The organism is Holophagales bacterium (genome assembly GCA_016699405.1).
GTDB lineage: Bacteria > Acidobacteriota > Thermoanaerobaculia > Multivoradales > JAGPDF01 > JAAYLR01.
On sequence record CP064972.1, the window covers coordinates 763,923 to 778,667 of the forward strand.

At 70.3% G+C, this 14,745-nt stretch carries 12 protein-coding genes; 1 reads left to right on the forward strand and 11 read right to left on the reverse strand.

Going from position 1 to position 14,745, the window contains the following annotated elements; all coding sequences use genetic code 11:
* Positions 1 to 23: 23 nt before the first annotated feature.
* The 7 genes from IPJ17_03190 to IPJ17_03220 form a co-directional block, all read right to left on the reverse strand.
* The gene (locus IPJ17_03190) at positions 24 to 761 is read right to left on the reverse strand and encodes a hypothetical protein (protein ID QQR74611.1); all 738 of its coding nucleotides are present in this window, start codon (positions 759 to 761) and stop codon (positions 24 to 26) included.
* Positions 758 to 2,332 (reverse strand): anion permease, encoded by a 1,575-nt coding sequence (locus tag IPJ17_03195; protein QQR74612.1) that lies wholly within the window; start codon positions 2,330 to 2,332, stop codon positions 758 to 760. Before IPJ17_03195 ends, IPJ17_03190 begins: the two co-directional genes overlap by 4 nt.
* 33 nt (positions 2,333 to 2,365) lie before the next feature.
* Positions 2,366 to 2,839, reverse strand: a complete 474-nt coding sequence (locus tag IPJ17_03200) for a CYTH domain-containing protein (protein ID QQR74613.1) — start codon at positions 2,837 to 2,839, stop codon at positions 2,366 to 2,368.
* The gene (locus IPJ17_03205) at positions 2,806 to 3,459 is read right to left on the reverse strand and encodes a hypothetical protein (protein QQR74614.1); all 654 of its coding nucleotides are present in this window, start codon (positions 3,457 to 3,459) and stop codon (positions 2,806 to 2,808) included. Before IPJ17_03205 ends, IPJ17_03200 begins: the two co-directional genes overlap by 34 nt.
* 36 nt (positions 3,460 to 3,495) lie before the next feature.
* The gene (locus IPJ17_03210; protein QQR74615.1) at positions 3,496 to 4,953 is read right to left on the reverse strand and encodes a hypothetical protein; all 1,458 of its coding nucleotides are present in this window, start codon (positions 4,951 to 4,953) and stop codon (positions 3,496 to 3,498) included.
* A gap of 232 nt (positions 4,954 to 5,185) precedes the next feature.
* On the reverse strand, positions 5,186 to 6,541 hold the full coding sequence (locus IPJ17_03215; protein QQR74616.1) for a sigma-54-dependent Fis family transcriptional regulator: 1,356 nt from the start codon (positions 6,539 to 6,541) through the stop codon (positions 5,186 to 5,188).
* Complete coding sequence (locus tag IPJ17_03220) at positions 6,534 to 8,417, reverse strand: PAS domain-containing protein (GenBank protein QQR74617.1); 1,884 nt, start codon at positions 8,415 to 8,417, stop codon at positions 6,534 to 6,536. Before IPJ17_03220 ends, IPJ17_03215 begins: the two co-directional genes overlap by 8 nt.
* A 100-nt stretch (positions 8,418 to 8,517) precedes the next feature.
* Between IPJ17_03220 and IPJ17_03225 the strand changes: the two genes are divergently transcribed.
* On the forward strand, positions 8,518 to 8,898 hold the full coding sequence (locus IPJ17_03225; GenBank protein ID QQR74618.1) for a hypothetical protein: 381 nt from the start codon (positions 8,518 to 8,520) through the stop codon (positions 8,896 to 8,898).
* Positions 8,899 to 8,904: 6 nt separating this feature from the next.
* Here IPJ17_03225 and IPJ17_03230 read toward each other — a convergent pair whose 3' ends face one another.
* The 4 genes from IPJ17_03230 to IPJ17_03245 all read right to left on the reverse strand — a co-directional run bounded on the left by IPJ17_03230 (position 8,905) and on the right by IPJ17_03245 (position 14,588).
* On the reverse strand, positions 8,905 to 10,602 hold the full coding sequence (locus IPJ17_03230) for a tetratricopeptide repeat protein (GenBank protein ID QQR74619.1): 1,698 nt from the start codon (positions 10,600 to 10,602) through the stop codon (positions 8,905 to 8,907).
* A gap of 212 nt (positions 10,603 to 10,814) precedes the next feature.
* A complete protein-coding gene (locus IPJ17_03235) occupies positions 10,815 to 11,951 on the reverse strand; it encodes a hypothetical protein (protein ID QQR74620.1) in 1,137 nt (378 codons plus the stop codon).
* Between the two features lie 101 nt (positions 11,952 to 12,052).
* A complete protein-coding gene (locus IPJ17_03240; GenBank protein ID QQR74621.1) occupies positions 12,053 to 12,859 on the reverse strand; it encodes an SDR family oxidoreductase in 807 nt (268 codons plus the stop codon).
* 94 nt (positions 12,860 to 12,953) lie between these two features.
* On the reverse strand, positions 12,954 to 14,588 hold the full coding sequence (locus IPJ17_03245) for a fumarate hydratase (GenBank protein QQR74622.1): 1,635 nt from the start codon (positions 14,586 to 14,588) through the stop codon (positions 12,954 to 12,956).
* Positions 14,589 to 14,745: the final 157 nt, after the last annotated feature.

Sequence of the window (14,745 nt, forward strand, 5' to 3'; positions counted from 1 at the left end):
TTGCGGGAGGGAACGGTGGCGGCTCAGGAGGCCGACTTCGCCACCAGATCCCGGAATCGGACGAGGTAGACGAGGGAGAGCACGAGCCCGACGATCCACCAGGCGGGCGAGCGCTCGCTCCGCACCAGCTCGAGCTGGAGCGCGGCGGTCTCGCCCTGCACCAGACGGTCGACCGCGAGCTGCGCTCCCGGGTGGCCGTCGATCGCGGTGAGCCCGGCGCGCGGCAGGCTCTCGCCCTTGCGCAGGCGCGGCAACGCGTCGCGCAGGGCATGCGCGCGCATCCCCGGCGGGAAGACGACCTCGACCCGGTAGCGATCGATCGACTCCGGCTGCGTCGCGAGCAGGGCGTGGCGGAGCGTCCAACGGTCGAGCATCGCCGTCGACCCGTCGCTCTCCGACGCCGCCGCCTGCCGCACGAGCAGCCCGGCAACCGGCAGCTCGACGCGCAGGCTCGCGCTCTCGGGCACCCCTTCCGGCAGCGAGATGCGGAGGTTCGCCTGGCCGCCGGCGGGCACGACGTCGACCGCCGTCCCGGGAGGGGCGTCGAGGAGGCGGAGGTCGTTCGCTCCAGGCAACCCCAGCGGCAGGAGGAGCGACCCGGCCGAGCAGCCGACGAGGTGGACCGTCGCGGCGGCCAGGCCGGAGCCGTCGGCGGAGAGGGTCAGACGGAGCTCGTAGCTCTCCACTCGCGTCGCGCCGGCCGCGGCCGTTGCCGCGAAGGGCAGGACGGCGAGCAGGGCGACGCGCACGGCGGCTCTCATCGCGCCACCGCCCAGAACGACGGCGTGATGCCGAGCCAGTGGAACCAGGTGGCGGCCGAGATCACCAGGAGGACGAGGCCGAGGGTGCAGGTCGCCATGCCGTAACGGAAGTTCTCCATCACCGAGTACTGGTTGGTGGAGAAGAGGATGACGTTCGGCTTGCCGCTGATCGGCAGCCCGACCACCCAGTCGATGCAGAGCGCCGCCGGCAGAGCGAGCGAGAGCGGATCCCAGCCGAGCGTCTTGGCGAGGGTGATGATGATCGGCAGCATGATCATCGTCCGCACCGTCTTCGAGGTGGTGAGCAGGTGGCTGTACATCATCACCGCCATGATGACGGTGAAGGTCACGCCGAACGGCAGGCCGTCGAGCGCCACGCCGCCGAAGAGCTTGCGCACCGCCCACTCGGCGGCGCCGGTGTCGTCGAGGGCGAGGCCCCCCGCATAGGCTCCCGCACTGAAGATCAGCAGGTGCCAGGGGATGTCGGCCTCGGCCCACTGCAGAACTCCCCAGCGCGGGAAGAGGACGATGACCGCGCCGAGCAGGGCGGCGAACGGCGCCGTGACTTCCACCCCGAACCAGCGCAGGTGGAAGATGTCGGTCATCCAGAGGAAGAGGACGAGTCCGAAGATGGCGATCGCCTTGCGCTCGCCGGTCGACAGCGGACCCATCTCGTCGTACTTGGCGCGGATCCGGTCGAGTCCGCCCGCGAGGCGTGGCGCCCGCTCCGCCTTCGGGATGCGGAAGAGGAGCTTCTGTCCGAGCAGCCACATCAGGACGGTGGTGAGGATGGCGATCGGCGCGCCGAGCCGCGCCCAGTCCATGTAGTAGACGCGGTGCCCGCCCATCGTCTGGATGAGCCCGACGGCGATCAGGTTCGCCGAGCTCCCGGTCATGGTCATCGACGACAGCACCGAGATGCCGACCAGGTTGAGCAGCATCAGGTTCTTGCCGAAGGCGTTCGGGGACTCTTCGGTCGAGCCGTAGATCGCCGCCACGACCAGCATCAACGGCAGGGTCATCACGCAGCGGGCCGCCGTTGCCGGAATGAGCGGGGCGAGCACCATCTGCAGCAGCAGGAAGGCGAGCAACGCCTGTCCGGCGTTCTTGCCGAGACGCAGCACCAGCCAGAGAGAGAGGCGACGCGCCAGCCGCGTCTTGACCAGCATCGCGCTCAGGATGAAGGCGAGGAGATTGAGCCAGATCACCTCCATCCCCAGCACGTCCATGATCGCCTTGGCCGCGGAGGCGCGCGTGACGAGCAGCAGGAACATCAGGGCGAGCGAAGTGACGTAGGTGGGGAACGGCTCGGTCACCCACCAGACGAGCGCCAGGACGAAGCAGGCCATCCCGGCCTGCGCCGCGCCCGAAAGGCTGGCCTCCGCCGGGAGATAGAAGACGAGCAGGAACGCGAGGATGCCGGCGGGAAAACCGAGGTACCGCATCCAGCGCTCGGACGCCCCCTGCGCCGCTCTCCCCTTCGACGAGAGCGTCATCTTCTCCATGTCCAGGAGCTCCTGGAGGCGATCGGGCCGCTCGGCCGGCAGGGAGAGGGGGGCGGGGCTCGTCATGCGTCGATTCTGTTCCAGCGGCCGGCGATCGGCTCAGGCCGGGCGCCAGTTCTTGTACGGGTTCTTGAGCAGGTTGGAGTTGAAGTAGCGCGGATCGCTCGACACCTCGCTGGCGACCCAGGAGGGCAGGGTCGGCTGCTCGGTCTCCGACGACAGCTCGACTTCGGCGACCACCAGGCCCTCGTTGTCGCCGTGGAAGACGTCGATCTCCCAGGTCAGGCCGTGATGCTCCTCGACGTGGCGGTGCTTGTCGATCAGCGGCTGTTCGCAGAGCTGGTCGAGCAGGATCGTCGCGTCGGCGAGCGGCAGCGGGTACTCGAACTCGCTGCGCGACACGCCGGTGGTCACGCCCTTGATCGTCAGCTTGGCGACATCCCCCTCGATGCGGACGCGAACGACGCGCTCCTTCTGCGAGTTGAGATAGCCCTGCTTGAAGTGCTTGCCGGCGTCGCGCGGCGTCCACGCACCCGGCGTCACGAGGTACTTGCGTTCGATCTCTTTGGCCATGAGCGGATCCCCGGTTCGGTCAGCGGAAGGCCCAGGGCGACGCGCAGGCCCTGGAGAAGACTGGTATTGGCGAGCGCGCCGAGCCCGAGCTCCTCGAGGACCTGGACCACCAGCGAGGGATCTTCGTGCTCGATCGAGAAGCTCTGCAGACGGATCTCGCCGTCGACGACCAACGTCTCGAGCGAGCAGTCGATGCCGTGGAACGGTGCCACCCGGCAGCGCCGGACGAGGCTCGCCGGGCGGATCGCCGGGGAGGCGGCGATCGGCCCGGCCAGGAGGCCCGGGACCGTCGGCAGGGCGACGGCCATCTCCGGTGCCGCGAGGCCCCAGGCCTCGAAGAGCCGTCCGACGCTTTCCCGCCCGAAGGGCGCGCGCGCCCGCAGCACGGTGTCCCAGAGCTCGAGCCCCTCGGGCGAAACCTCCTTGCGCCAGGCGAGCTCGAGCGTGTCGCCGGCGAGCCAGGCATGGTGCGAGCTCTGCCGGCAGACCAGGTGCGTCTCGTCGAGGTGGCGAAAGCTCCCGCTCTCGCGGATGGAGAGCGGGCGGAAGAGCCACGACAGATCCGGGGCGACGGTGCGCCACTGCCATCGGGGAATCGAGACGGGAGCGAAGTCGCTCATCGGTCGTGGCTCGTCGTGCCTGGCGCGGGAGGCGCCTCAGAAGGCGATCTGGTAGCGCACCGCGATCGTCGTGAAGTCGTCTCCGAAGACCGGCGACAGGGTGGTGCCGGTGCCGGTCGGCAGCGGCGCCCAGTCCTTGCCGGGCTTGGCGTACTCGTCGTTGTCGACCTGGGTGACGTTGACCATGAGCTTGTGGTTGGCGTTCATGAACCAAGTCAGGCCGAGCGTCAGGTTCTCCGCCGAGCCGCCCTTGATCGCGTCGACGGCGGTGATGTCGTTGAGGTCCATCGTGCTGTAGCGCAGGCCGAGCTCGAGGGCGCCGAAACGGCCCTTCGGGATGACCCGACCGAACTCGCCCTCCGACGAGGAGTACGGCCGCGTCTCGCCGGTGAGCAACCAGCTCACCTGGCCGTAGTAGCCGCTGAACTCGTGGTCGCGCACGGCGACGATCGTCGTGTCGGCGCGATTGACCTTGGTCTGCTGATACTCGGCCTGGAAGCTGACCGGACCGAAGACGCCGGCGAGCTCGCCGCCGATCTGGTCGTAGGAGTCGACGTACTTCATGTCGCCGGTGGAGAGGAACTTGGCGCGCAGCGGATGGGTCTCGGCGCGCGAGTCGAGCTTCACGACGCGGGCGGCGTCGAGGCGGTCCGGCAGGTCGGCGCCACTGGTGGCGATCTTGCCGACTTCCGGCTTCATGTGGTTCGCGGCGACACCGAAGTGGAGGACCCGGCCCTTCTCGTTGAGCGGCGCGATGGTGAACCGGCCGACCAGGCTGAACTCCTGATCGGTGCCGGCACCGCCGCCGGTCAGCGTGTCCTTGTCGTCGAACGCACCGGCGGCCTGGCCGAAGACGCCCGTCGAGAACTGCCACTTCTTGCCCCAACGGCTGTAGCTGAGGCCCATCAGGCGGTCCGGAGCCCAGGAATCGAGATAGGAGCGCTCGATGAAGACGATGTTCTTCGACGAGGTGAGGGTGTCGAGGCCGAACGGCGCCTTGTGGTTGCCGAGGCGGATGACGCTGTTGTCGAAGCCGGCGTAGCCGACCCACAGGTCCTTGATCTCCACCGCGTTGTCGGCGAAGTCGAGGTCGATCTCGGCGAGCCAGTCCTGGTACAGGGTGGCCTTGACGCCGATGCGCGCCCGGCGGACTTCGAAGCCGGTGGGCAGACGGTTCTCGGCGCCGGAGTAGGTGGCGAAGTCGAGGTTGACCCGCCCGTCGAGCCAGTACTTGAACTGGCCGTCCTTGCTCGTAGCGACGAGATAGCCGTTGTCGTAGAAGCCGGTGAGGCCGACCGGCTCGAGCTCACGCTCGGCCTCGGCGCCACTGGCCAGCGTCGCCTTCGGGGCTTCCTTCTCCTGCAGGAGCTGCTCGACCTTCTTCTCGAGCTCCTGGATGCGCTTCTCGTTGGCGGCGGCGTCCTGACCGAAGGCTGGCGTGACCAGCAGGGCGACGGCGACCAGCACGGTGGCCATCGAGGTGAGGGGTTTCATCGGGCTCCTCCCGGTTGTGCCCCGCCAGGCTCATGCGGGGCGGGGGGTTGGACTTCGGCCCCCCGAGACGGGGGGCCCGACGCCAACGCCTATTGGAAGAGCCGTGCCACGCTCGCGCGGCGCGCGTCACCTCATTGTTTTCTTGAAGATGGATTGGTGTCGTGGACCAAACGAGACTTGCGTCGTGCGGGTTTCCGCACGGCCGCGTGCGGGGTTCCGCCACCGCGTTGCGTCAGGTCGGGTCGTCCTGCCGCGAGAGGCCGAGGGCCTTGAGTCGGTCGTAGAGCGTCCGCCGGGCGATGCCGAGCACCTCGGCCGCCTCGGCGACACGTCCTCCGGTCCGACGCAGGACCCGCTGGATGTGGCGCCGTTCGACCTCACGCAGCGACAGCGCCTCCTCTTCGCGGTCGGCACTCGCTGCAGCCCCCGAGCGAAGACCGAGGTCCTCCGGCAGCAGCCGCTCGCCGCGCTGCAGGATCATCGCCCGCTCGAGGACGTTGGCGAGCTCGCGGATGTTGCCGGGCCAGGCGTAGGCGAGCAGCTCGGCCTCCGCCGCCGGCTCGAGGCGGACGTCGGGCTTGCCCATGCGCCCGCCGATCGCCCGCAGGATGGCGCGCGCCAGCAACGGAATGTCCTCCTGCCGCTCGCGCAGCGGTGGGATGCGCAGCGTCAGCGTGCTGACGCGGTAGAAGAGATCGTCGCGGAAGCGCTTGGCGCGGACCTGTTCTTCGAGGTCGATGTTCGTGCTGGCGATCAGCCGGATGTCGACCTGGCGGTCGACGATCGCACCGAGACGGCGAAAGCTCTTCTCCTCGAGCGCTTTCAGGAGCTTGGGCTGGATCGCCATGTCCATGTCGCCGATCTCGTCGAGGAAGACGATGCCGCGATGGCCGACTTCGAGCAGCCCGGGCTTGGCCGCCACCGCCCCGGTGAAGGCTCCGCGCTCGTAGCCGAAGAGCTCCGATTCGAGCAGCTCGCGCGTCAGCCCGGCGCAGTTGACGTTGACGAACGGTTCGTCGGCGCGGGGACCGTGGCCGTGGATCCAGCGCGCCAGCACGCCCTTGCCCGACCCGGTCTCGCCGAGCACCAGGACCGGGCTGTCCCACTCGAGCATCCGCCGCGCCTGCTCCTCGAGATGTCGGATCGCCGCGCTCGTCCCGAGGAAGGGCTCCGGGCTGCGCGGCTCTTCGCGCGCGGCGAGGGCCTGCCGGCGTCGGAGCTGACGCTGCTCGACCAGCCGGCGGACCAGGACGAGGAGGGTCTTGGCGTCGACCGGCTTGGTGAGGAACTGCTCGGCCCCCTCCTTGATCGCTCGCACCGCGAGATCGATCGAGCCGTGGGCAGTGAGGATGATGACCGGCGTCTCCTCGCTCTGCCGCTTGAGCTCGGGGAGCAGGTCGAGGGAGGTTCCGTCGGGGAGACTGTAGTCGGCCACCACGACCTCGTGCAGCGTCTCGCGAAAGGCCGCGCGTGCCTCTCGACAGCTCGCGGCCTCGTCCACTTCGAGACCGCTCGCACGCATGAAGGCCGAGAGTCCGTGGCGCACCGCCGGGTCGTCCTCGATGAGCAGGATCCTCGCGCTAGGCAACCTCGCCTCCCTTCGCCGGGGGCTGGCGCCCGGGCCGCGGCAGGCGGACGGTGAGCCGCGCCCCGCCGCCCGGACGGTTGGCGGCCGTGACGCTCCCGCCGTGCTCCTCGACCACGCGCCGGACGATCGACAGGCCCAGGCCCGTACCGCCGGGCCGTCGGGTGAAGAACGGCTCGAAGGCCCGGCCGAGCGCCTCGGCGTCGAACCCCGACCCGTCGTCTTCGACGGCGAGCACAGACCATGCTCGCGCCGCTCCCGACTCGGTCTGGCAGGTCACGCGGACGACACTGCCGGCCGGTGCGTGCTGGAGCGCGTTCTCGAGCAGGTTGCGGAAGACCTGGTGGATGCGGAGGCGGTGCAGCGGCAGGACCAGCCCTTCGTCTTCGAAGTCGAGGCGGACCGTGCAACGACGCTCCGCGGCGAGGACCGCGCAGGAGCGGGCGGCCTCGTCGACCAGTGCCCGCACGTGGACCGGTTCGGCGCGCCAGGAGCGCGGCTCGCCGTAGTCGCGCAGATCGTTCATCAGGTTGAGGATCCGCTGGCAGCTCTCGCGCAGGGCGGCGACGAACGGCCGGGTGCGCGGATCTTCCCCGAAGGTCGCCTCGAGCGCGTCGAGGTTGACCCCGATACCGAAGGCCGGATTGCGCATCTCGTGCACCACGCCGCCGACCAGGGCACGGAGCGACTCTTCGGCACGACGCCGCTCGGTGATGTCGGTGCAGAGGCCGGCGATCCGCGCCGGGCGACCGTCGTCGGCCCAACGGACGACTTTCCCCGCGTCGAACAGCCAGAGCCAGTCTCCCGTGCCGGTGCGAACCCGATACTCCGCCTGCAGGCGCGGCCGGTGGCCGTCGAGATGCAGGCGGATCGCCTGCTCGACGCCGGCCCGATCGTCGGGGTGAATGCGCTCGAGCCCCGCTTCGAGGGTCTCGGCAACCGCCCCGGGCTCGAGCGCGAGCATCTCGAACCAGCGCGGGCTGCGATAGACCACGCCGCGGAGCAGATCCCAGTCCCAGAGCCCCTGTTGCGTCCCCTCGAGCGCGTGCGCCAGCCTCTCCTCGCTTTCGCGCAGGGCTGCCTGCGCCTCGACGAGCGCGGTGATGTCGCGCGAGATGCCAGCGACGCGGTGGATGCGCCCCCACTTGTTGCGCACCGGGGTGAGGATGGTCTGGAAGCTCCGCCGCCGGCCGCCGACAGACTGCTCCTCCTCGAAACGCAGCGGGCAGCCCTCGACGAGCACCCGGCGCAGGTGCGACGTCATCCGCTCGGCGCCCTCGGGGGGCAGGCAGGCTTCGGGCGCGCGACCGACGAAATCGGGGTCGAGAAAGTCGCCCGCCGCCTGCAGCGGCGGGTTGACGGTCTCGAAGCTCAGCGCACCGTCCTCCGCCACGCCGACGACGTAGATCCAGTCGTAGAGGTTGGGAAAGAGCCCCTCGTAGGCGGGCACGGCGCGCTCCCGCGTCATGCGTGCTCCGCCGTCGCCGCCGAGCTCCAGCCTCGCCCGGGCGCGAACGAGGGCTTCGGGAAGATCGGCGGGCCCGGCGATCACCTCGTGAACTCCGGAAGCCAAGAGCCGTGCCGCCGGCTCCCGTGCGCCACGCGCCAGGCGCGCGAGCAGTGGCAGGCGCGGGAGTTGGGCATGAAGCGCGGCGAGCCGCGGGAGCGGCGCACTCTGTTCGCGTTCGACCCAGAGCACGACCGCATCGCGTGGGCTCGGCGGCGGGTCGGCGATCTCGAGCGGATTCCAGTCGCGCCCCAGAGCGACCACCTCGCCCGCCCACCGGGCGGCCAGCGCCCGTCGCCCCGGCGCCGGCGCACCAAGAACGATCAGTCGCGGCGGGCGCTCTTCCAAAGGAAACTCGGCGGGCGGCGACATCGGTCGATCAGTATAGCGACCGCCCGCTGACCCCCTGGCAGCGCTCGCGCCGACCGGCTACACTCCGCGGATTATTCACGTTGCCCCAGGAGGGTATTGCATGCGCAAGTCGTCACTCGGTCCGCTCGCCACTCTGCTCACACTCGCCATCGTCCTCGCGCTGCTCGCGCCGGCCACGGCGCTCGCCGGCGCCCAGGACTTCACGCTGGTCAACCGCACCGGCCTGCGGATCGTCGAGCTCTACATCTCGACGTCGGAAACCGACGAGTGGGAGGAGGACGTGCTGGGCGTCGACGTCCTCGAGGACGGCGCGAGCGTCAACATCCACTTCTCCGCCAAGGAGCAGGCCAAGCACTGGGATCTCAAGATCGTCGACTCCGACGGCGACGAGGTGGTCTGGACCAACCTCAACCTCCTCGAGATCTCGAAGGTCACCCTGCACTACCAGAAGGGCGGCCAGCCGGTCGCCGACCTCGAGTAGACCCCTTCAGCGACGCGCCGGCGTCGCGGCCGGTCTTGCGGATGGCGCCGAGAGCAGGGGCGCCATCCGCGCGCTCGCGGCCTCGAGACCTCCGGCGAGGTCCTCATCGTCCGGTCGCAGGCTCACCGCGCGCGCGTAGGCGCTCTCCGCCCCCGCGCGATCCCCCCGCACGAACAGGAGAATCGCTCGCATCAGCTCGACCTGGCCGTCTTCCGGCCAGCGCCGCGCCGACTCCTCGAGCACCCGGAGGGCCTCTTCGGGCGAGCCCGCACGTGCGTGCGCCATGGCAAGGTGCTTGAACGTCCGGCTCGCTTTCGGCTCTTCGCCGAGCGCCACTCGATAGTGCCCCTCGGCGGAAGCCAGGTCGCCGCGCTCGAGCTCGAGATCGCCCAGCGCCCGCAGATTCCGCGCGGAGCGGGGATCGAGCGCGACGGCTCGGCGCAGCGCCACTTCGGCTCCCGCGAGGTCCCCCGCGCCGGTCTGCTGGCGCGCCTTCTCGGCGTAGATGAGCGGGCTCGTCGGCTCGGCCCGCTCCATGGCGGCCACGAACGTCCGCTCGTCGGCGAAGATCGCCGTGTAGCGCCAGGAGAACGCCGCGCAGACGAGCACCGCCGCGCCCAGCACCGCGGACAGCCGGCGCGCCGGCACGAGCTCGGCGAGCAACCAGGGCAAAGCGAGGGAGGGCAGGAAGAGGTAGCGGTCCGAGACCATCCACTGCGGGTCGAGAGTCCAGAAGTTCAGCACCGGCAGCAGCCAGACGGCGAACCAGGCGACGGGCAGAACGAGGCCGCGACGGCGGCGCCACGCCACGGCCACGAGGGCCGTGAGCCCGACGAGCACCAGCGTCGCCCACCAGACCGCGGGATCGTGCCACTGCCAGACCGGCCGCTCGGGACGGAAGATCGAGAATCCGAACGGCCAGAGCAGCAGCCGCAGGTAGACCAGGAGCGCCAGAGGAACCGACGGCAGCGACGCAGCCAGGCCGGGGGCGTGCGGCCAGGGATTCGCCAATGCCCCGAGCGCATGGACCCGCAAGCCCAGGTAGAGCCCGACGACTCCGGCGAAGAGCACCCCAGCGCGCGCGAAGCGGCGGGCTTCGTCCGCCGTCGCATCGCCGGGGCCAACGCCGCGGCGGAGCCAGGCCCAGATGCCGACGAGCGGCAGGAGTCCGATCGCCACCTCTTTCGACAGGAGCGCGGCGGCGAAGGCGACGCTGGCCAGGATCAGGGCACGGCGGTCGTCTTGCACCGTCGGCCGCGTGACGAGCGCCAGCAGCGCCAGGAACACGAAGAGCGTCGCCAGAAGCTCTTGGATCCCCGAAGCCCAGGCGACCGAGCTGACGTGCGAGGGATGCAGCGAGAAGAGCAGCGAGCCCAGCAGCGAATGCTCCGGCGAGAGCCCGACCCGGCGCAACAGGGCCCAGGCGAGCCTTCCGATCGCCGCCGCGAGGAGAACCGCCGCCAGATGCCAGGCGAACGTTCCGCCGCCCGCAAGCTGGTAGTAGAGCGTCGAGAGCGCCAGGAAGAGCGGCCGATAGTAGCTGCCGAGCACCGCCTCCGCGCCCTTGCGCAGCGCGCCGACGTCCGTGAGGAAACCGCGTCCGAGGCTCGTGAGATCGCTGAGCGAGGCGCTCCGCTGGAAGAGGACGTAGTCGTCGAGAAGGAAGCCGAAGCGCGTCGTCTGCCAATAGAAGAGGAGCGGCACCGCCGCCGCGGCGATCGCCCAGCGCCCCTCCCCGACGCGGGCCAGGGGGCCGGATCGGCCGCTCGGGCGTTGCTCCGCTCGAGGGTCCGCGAGCCGCTGCGTCCCTCTCTCCCGCCGACCCGCCCTCGCCCGATGGGCCACGGGAGCGATGCTACCGCCAGATCTGGCGCTCGTCCCGCCTTGGCGATCCGCAAGTCGCTTGCGCTGTCCCCCTACCAGCCCGCGAGCAGCGCTCGCAGGTCGCGTACCGCCGCCGTGTACTCGTCGATCTTGGCGCGCAGCGGCATCCGCTCGGGAACCGCCTTGTCGCGGATCGGCGCGAACGAGGCCTCGAGCTGTGCCAGGCGCTCTTCGGCCCGGCGCAGCACCCGCTCCACGGTCAACTTGCCGCTCGCGTCCTCGATCTCGAGCTCACCGAGGTACCCGGCGACGTGGACCGCGTAGCCGATCGTCTCGTCGTCGGCCCGTTCGAGACCTTCGAGGATCACCGGCCGCAGGTCCCGCTCGAGCCTCGGCTGGGCGCAGCGCGACGCCCGGGGATCGTGCGGATCGCGCCGCGCCGGCCCAGACCAGAGATCGCAGGCGTGCGCGTACTCGCGAGCCGCATTCAGCCGGTCGCGCCCCGACGCGGCGAGCATCCGGGTCGCCACCTCGTCGAGCGTCTCGGGGACCGGACGGGGCGACGGCGCCGTGTCCGCCCGGCGCCCGTTGGCGGCGAGGATGTTGGCGGTCGTCGCGTCCTGCTCGGCGACGAACTGAGGCCCCGCGTACTTCTGGTAGAGCGCTGCATACTGCTGCACGAGGGCGAACGACGTGTCGTCCTTCATCGCCTTGCCCCACGCTTCGTTGACCTTCTGCCACTGCCCCGCGTCCTTGACGCCGTGACGCCGCAGGACGTCCTCGAGCTTCGCTCCCGGCAGGCGGGTGAGCTCGACGGCGATGCGCGCGTAGGTGTCGAGGGTCACCCCCTCGCGCGTCTCCTGCCGGCGGTCGGGGGCGTCGGCGAAGTTGAGCTGCTGCGTCCACTCGGAGTTGATGCGGTGGAACCGGGCCTCGAGCTGGCCGGTCGGGTCGGCGCGGAAGCGCTCCCACCAGGCGGCGAAGGCCTGGTCGTAGCCGGCGCGGCTCAAGCCCTGACGGCGCAGCCAGTCGGCGAACGCCGCGGCACCTTCCTTCTCTCCGTGCTGCGTCCGCAAGGTGGTGAGCTGCGCCGTCGCCTCCGCCAGCTTGGCGATGTCGAAGCCAGCGTACTTTTCCTGCCCGGGCGGCTCGCTCGCGCCGATCGGCAGCGCGTGAAGCAGCAGGGCCAGGGCCAGGGGGACGAGCGAGCACAGGAATCGTCGGGACATGGTGGCTCTCCTCACCTGGAGAAACGAAAAGGCGCCGAAAAGGGGAACGCCGCCGATCGAATCGGCGGTCCGCGGTCGGGCGAGCGGCGGGCGACCGGGGGTCAGCGACCGCGGGCGATGGCGCGCCGGGCGATCCAGTCGATCAGCTCCGGGGCGACGAGCCGCACCCACCGCCCGACCCGCCCGCGCAGCGAGAGGATCGCCAGGCGCTGGCGGCGCGCCATGGCGCGGTGGATCGCCCGGGCACAGCGCTCGGCGGTCATGATCCGGCCCTCTTCGAGAGGACTCTTGCCGAGCGCCCGGCCGTCGGGACCGAGCGCACGGCGGTGGATCTCGGAGAGGACGAAGTCCGGCGCGACGATCGTCACTGCGACACCGCTCCCCGCGAGCTCGGCGCGCAGCGAGTCGAAGAAGCCGATGAGCGCGTGCTTGGAAGCGGCGTAGGCCGTGTGGGTCGGCACCCCGGCGAGACCGGCGAGGCTCGCCACGACGACGAACTGACCGCGACTCCGCCGCAGGTGCGGGAGCGCCGCGGCGGTGAGCCAGACGCAGGCGTGGTAGTTGACGCGCATCAACCGCTCGAAGATCGACAGGTCGGTGATCTCCTCGAAGCGCGCCCACATCGACACGCCGGCGTTGAGCACCAGCGCATCGATCGCGCCGAAGGCCTCCACCGTCCGCGCGACCAGGTCCCGACAGGCCGCCTCGTCGGTGACGTCCGTCGGCACCACCAGCGCCTCGGCGCCGCGCTCCCGACAGGCCGCCGCGACCTCCTCCAGCCGCCCCGCATCCCGCGCCGCGAGCACCAGCCGCGGCCGCTCGCCGGCCAACTCCAACGCCAGCGCACGCCCGATCCCGGCCGACGCGCCGGTGAGGACGATGACTTGGTTCGCGTAACGATCGCTCATGGACGGGAGTCTATGCGTCGGCGCGTCACCTTCCAGCCTCACCTCGCGACCCTGGCGACCGACCGAGGAGGGCGCGCGCTCCTCGCCCTTGCCCCTATCCCGACACCACCGGCAGCGACACCTTCTGGAAGAAGTCGTTCCCCTTGTCGTCGACGAGGACGAAGGCGGGGAAGTTCTTCACCTCGATCCGGTAGATCGCCTCCATGCCGAGCTCGGAGTACTCGAGCAGCTCGACCTTCTTGATCGACTCGTGGGCGAGTAGCGCCGCCGGGCCGCCGATCGATCCGAGGTAGAAGCCGCCGTGCTTGGCGCAGGCGTCGGTGACCTGCTTGCTGCGGTTGCCCTTGGCGATCATCACCAGGGAGGCGCCGTGCGACTGGAAGAGGTCGACGTAGGAGTCCATGCGCCCTGCGGTCGTCGGCCCGAACGAGCCGGACGGCATCCCGTCCGGCGTCTTCGCCGGGCCGGCGTAGTAGACCGGATGGTTCTTGAAATAGTCCGGCAGCTCCTCACCGCGGTCGAGGCGCTCCTTGAGCTTGGCGTGGGCGATGTCGCGCGCGACGACGATCGGCCCGGTGAGCAGGAGCGGCGTCGACACCGGGTGGCGCGAGAGCTCGGCGAGGATCTCCGGCATCGGGCGCTCGAGGTCGACGGCGACGCCGTGGCGGTGGGTGCCCTTCTGGAACTTCTCCGGGATGAATCGCGCCGGGTCGTGCTCGAGCTCTTCGATCCAGATTCCGTGACGATCGATGCGCGCCTTGACGTTGCGGTCGGCCGAACAGGAGACACCCATCCCCACCGGGCAAGAGGCACCGTGGCGCGGCAGGCGGATGACTTTGACGTCGAGCGCGAAGTACTTGCCGCCGAACTGCGCACCGATGCCGGTCGCGTGCGCCATCTCGAGCGCCCTCGCTTCGAGCTCGAGGTCGCGGAACGCCTGGCCGAGATCGTTGCCTTGCGTCGGCAGGTCGTCGTAGTAGCCGGTCGAGGCGAGCTTGACCGTCTTCAGGCAGGCCTCGGCCGAGGTTCCGCCGATGACGAAGACGAGGTGGTACGGCGGGCAGGCCGCAGTGCCGAGCGAACGCATCTTCTCGGCCATGAACTTCTCGAGGCTCGCCGGGTTGAGGAGCGCCTTGGTCTCCTGGAAGAGCATCGTCTTGTTGGCCGAGCCGCCGCCCTTGGCGACGAACAGGAACTCGTAGCTCTCGCCGTCGACGGCGTAGAGATCGATCTGCGCCGGCAGGTTGGTGCCCGAGTTCTTCTCCTCGTACATGCTGAGGGCGAGGGTCTGCGAGTAGCGCAGGTTCTGGGTGGTGTAGGTCTCGTACACGCCCCTTGCCAGGTGCTCGGCGTCGCCACCCCCGGTCATCACCCGCTCGCCCTTCTTGCCGACGATCGTCGCCGTGCCGGTGTCCTGGCACATCGGCAGCTTCCCCTCAGCGGCGATCGCCGCGTTGCGCAGCAGCGCAAGCGCCACGCCGCGGTCGTTGGCCGACGCATCCGGATCGTCGAGGATCGCCGCCACTTGCCGGAGATGGCGCTCGCGATAGAAGAAGGCGATCTCGCGAAAGCCCTCGCGGGCCAGCAGCGTCAGCGCGGCAGGGTCGACCCTCAGGACGTCGGTGCGCCCGAGCTTCACCGTCGAGACGTGGTCGCGGCTCAGCAGCCGATAGTGCGTCTCGTCGTGATGCGCGTGGGGAAAGGGGTCGGCGTAGCGGAACTCGGGCATGAGGGTCTCCTCTCGGGGGCCGCGGGTCGGGCGGCCGGCGCGAACCGGAGGCCTATCTTCCATCAGTCCGCCGGATCCGACGCCGCTCCGGCGGGTGGGTTCCGCCCGCTCCTCGGGCGCCGCCGCCGCGACACTCGGCGGTTTGCGGTTGCGTCTC

Coding starts and splice junctions, on each gene's coding strand:
- IPJ17_03225 (QQR74618.1), top strand. CDS start 8,518: ATGCGCAAGTCGTCACTCGGTCCGCTCGCCACTCTGCTCACACTCGCC.
- IPJ17_03210 (QQR74615.1), bottom strand. CDS start 4,953: ATGAAACCCCTCACCTCGATGGCCACCGTGCTGGTCGCCGTCGCCCTG.
- IPJ17_03245 (QQR74622.1), bottom strand. CDS start 14,588: ATGCCCGAGTTCCGCTACGCCGACCCCTTTCCCCACGCGCATCACGAC.
- IPJ17_03195 (QQR74612.1), bottom strand. CDS start 2,332: ATGACGAGCCCCGCCCCCCTCTCCCTGCCGGCCGAGCGGCCCGATCGC.
- IPJ17_03235 (QQR74620.1), bottom strand. CDS start 11,951: ATGTCCCGACGATTCCTGTGCTCGCTCGTCCCCCTGGCCCTGGCCCTG.
- IPJ17_03190 (QQR74611.1), bottom strand. CDS start 761: ATGAGAGCCGCCGTGCGCGTCGCCCTGCTCGCCGTCCTGCCCTTCGCG.
- IPJ17_03220 (QQR74617.1), bottom strand. CDS start 8,417: ATGTCGCCGCCCGCCGAGTTTCCTTTGGAAGAGCGCCCGCCGCGACTG.
- IPJ17_03240 (QQR74621.1), bottom strand. CDS start 12,859: ATGAGCGATCGTTACGCGAACCAAGTCATCGTCCTCACCGGCGCGTCG.
- IPJ17_03205 (QQR74614.1), bottom strand. CDS start 3,459: ATGAGCGACTTCGCTCCCGTCTCGATTCCCCGATGGCAGTGGCGCACC.
- IPJ17_03200 (QQR74613.1), bottom strand. CDS start 2,839: ATGGCCAAAGAGATCGAACGCAAGTACCTCGTGACGCCGGGTGCGTGG.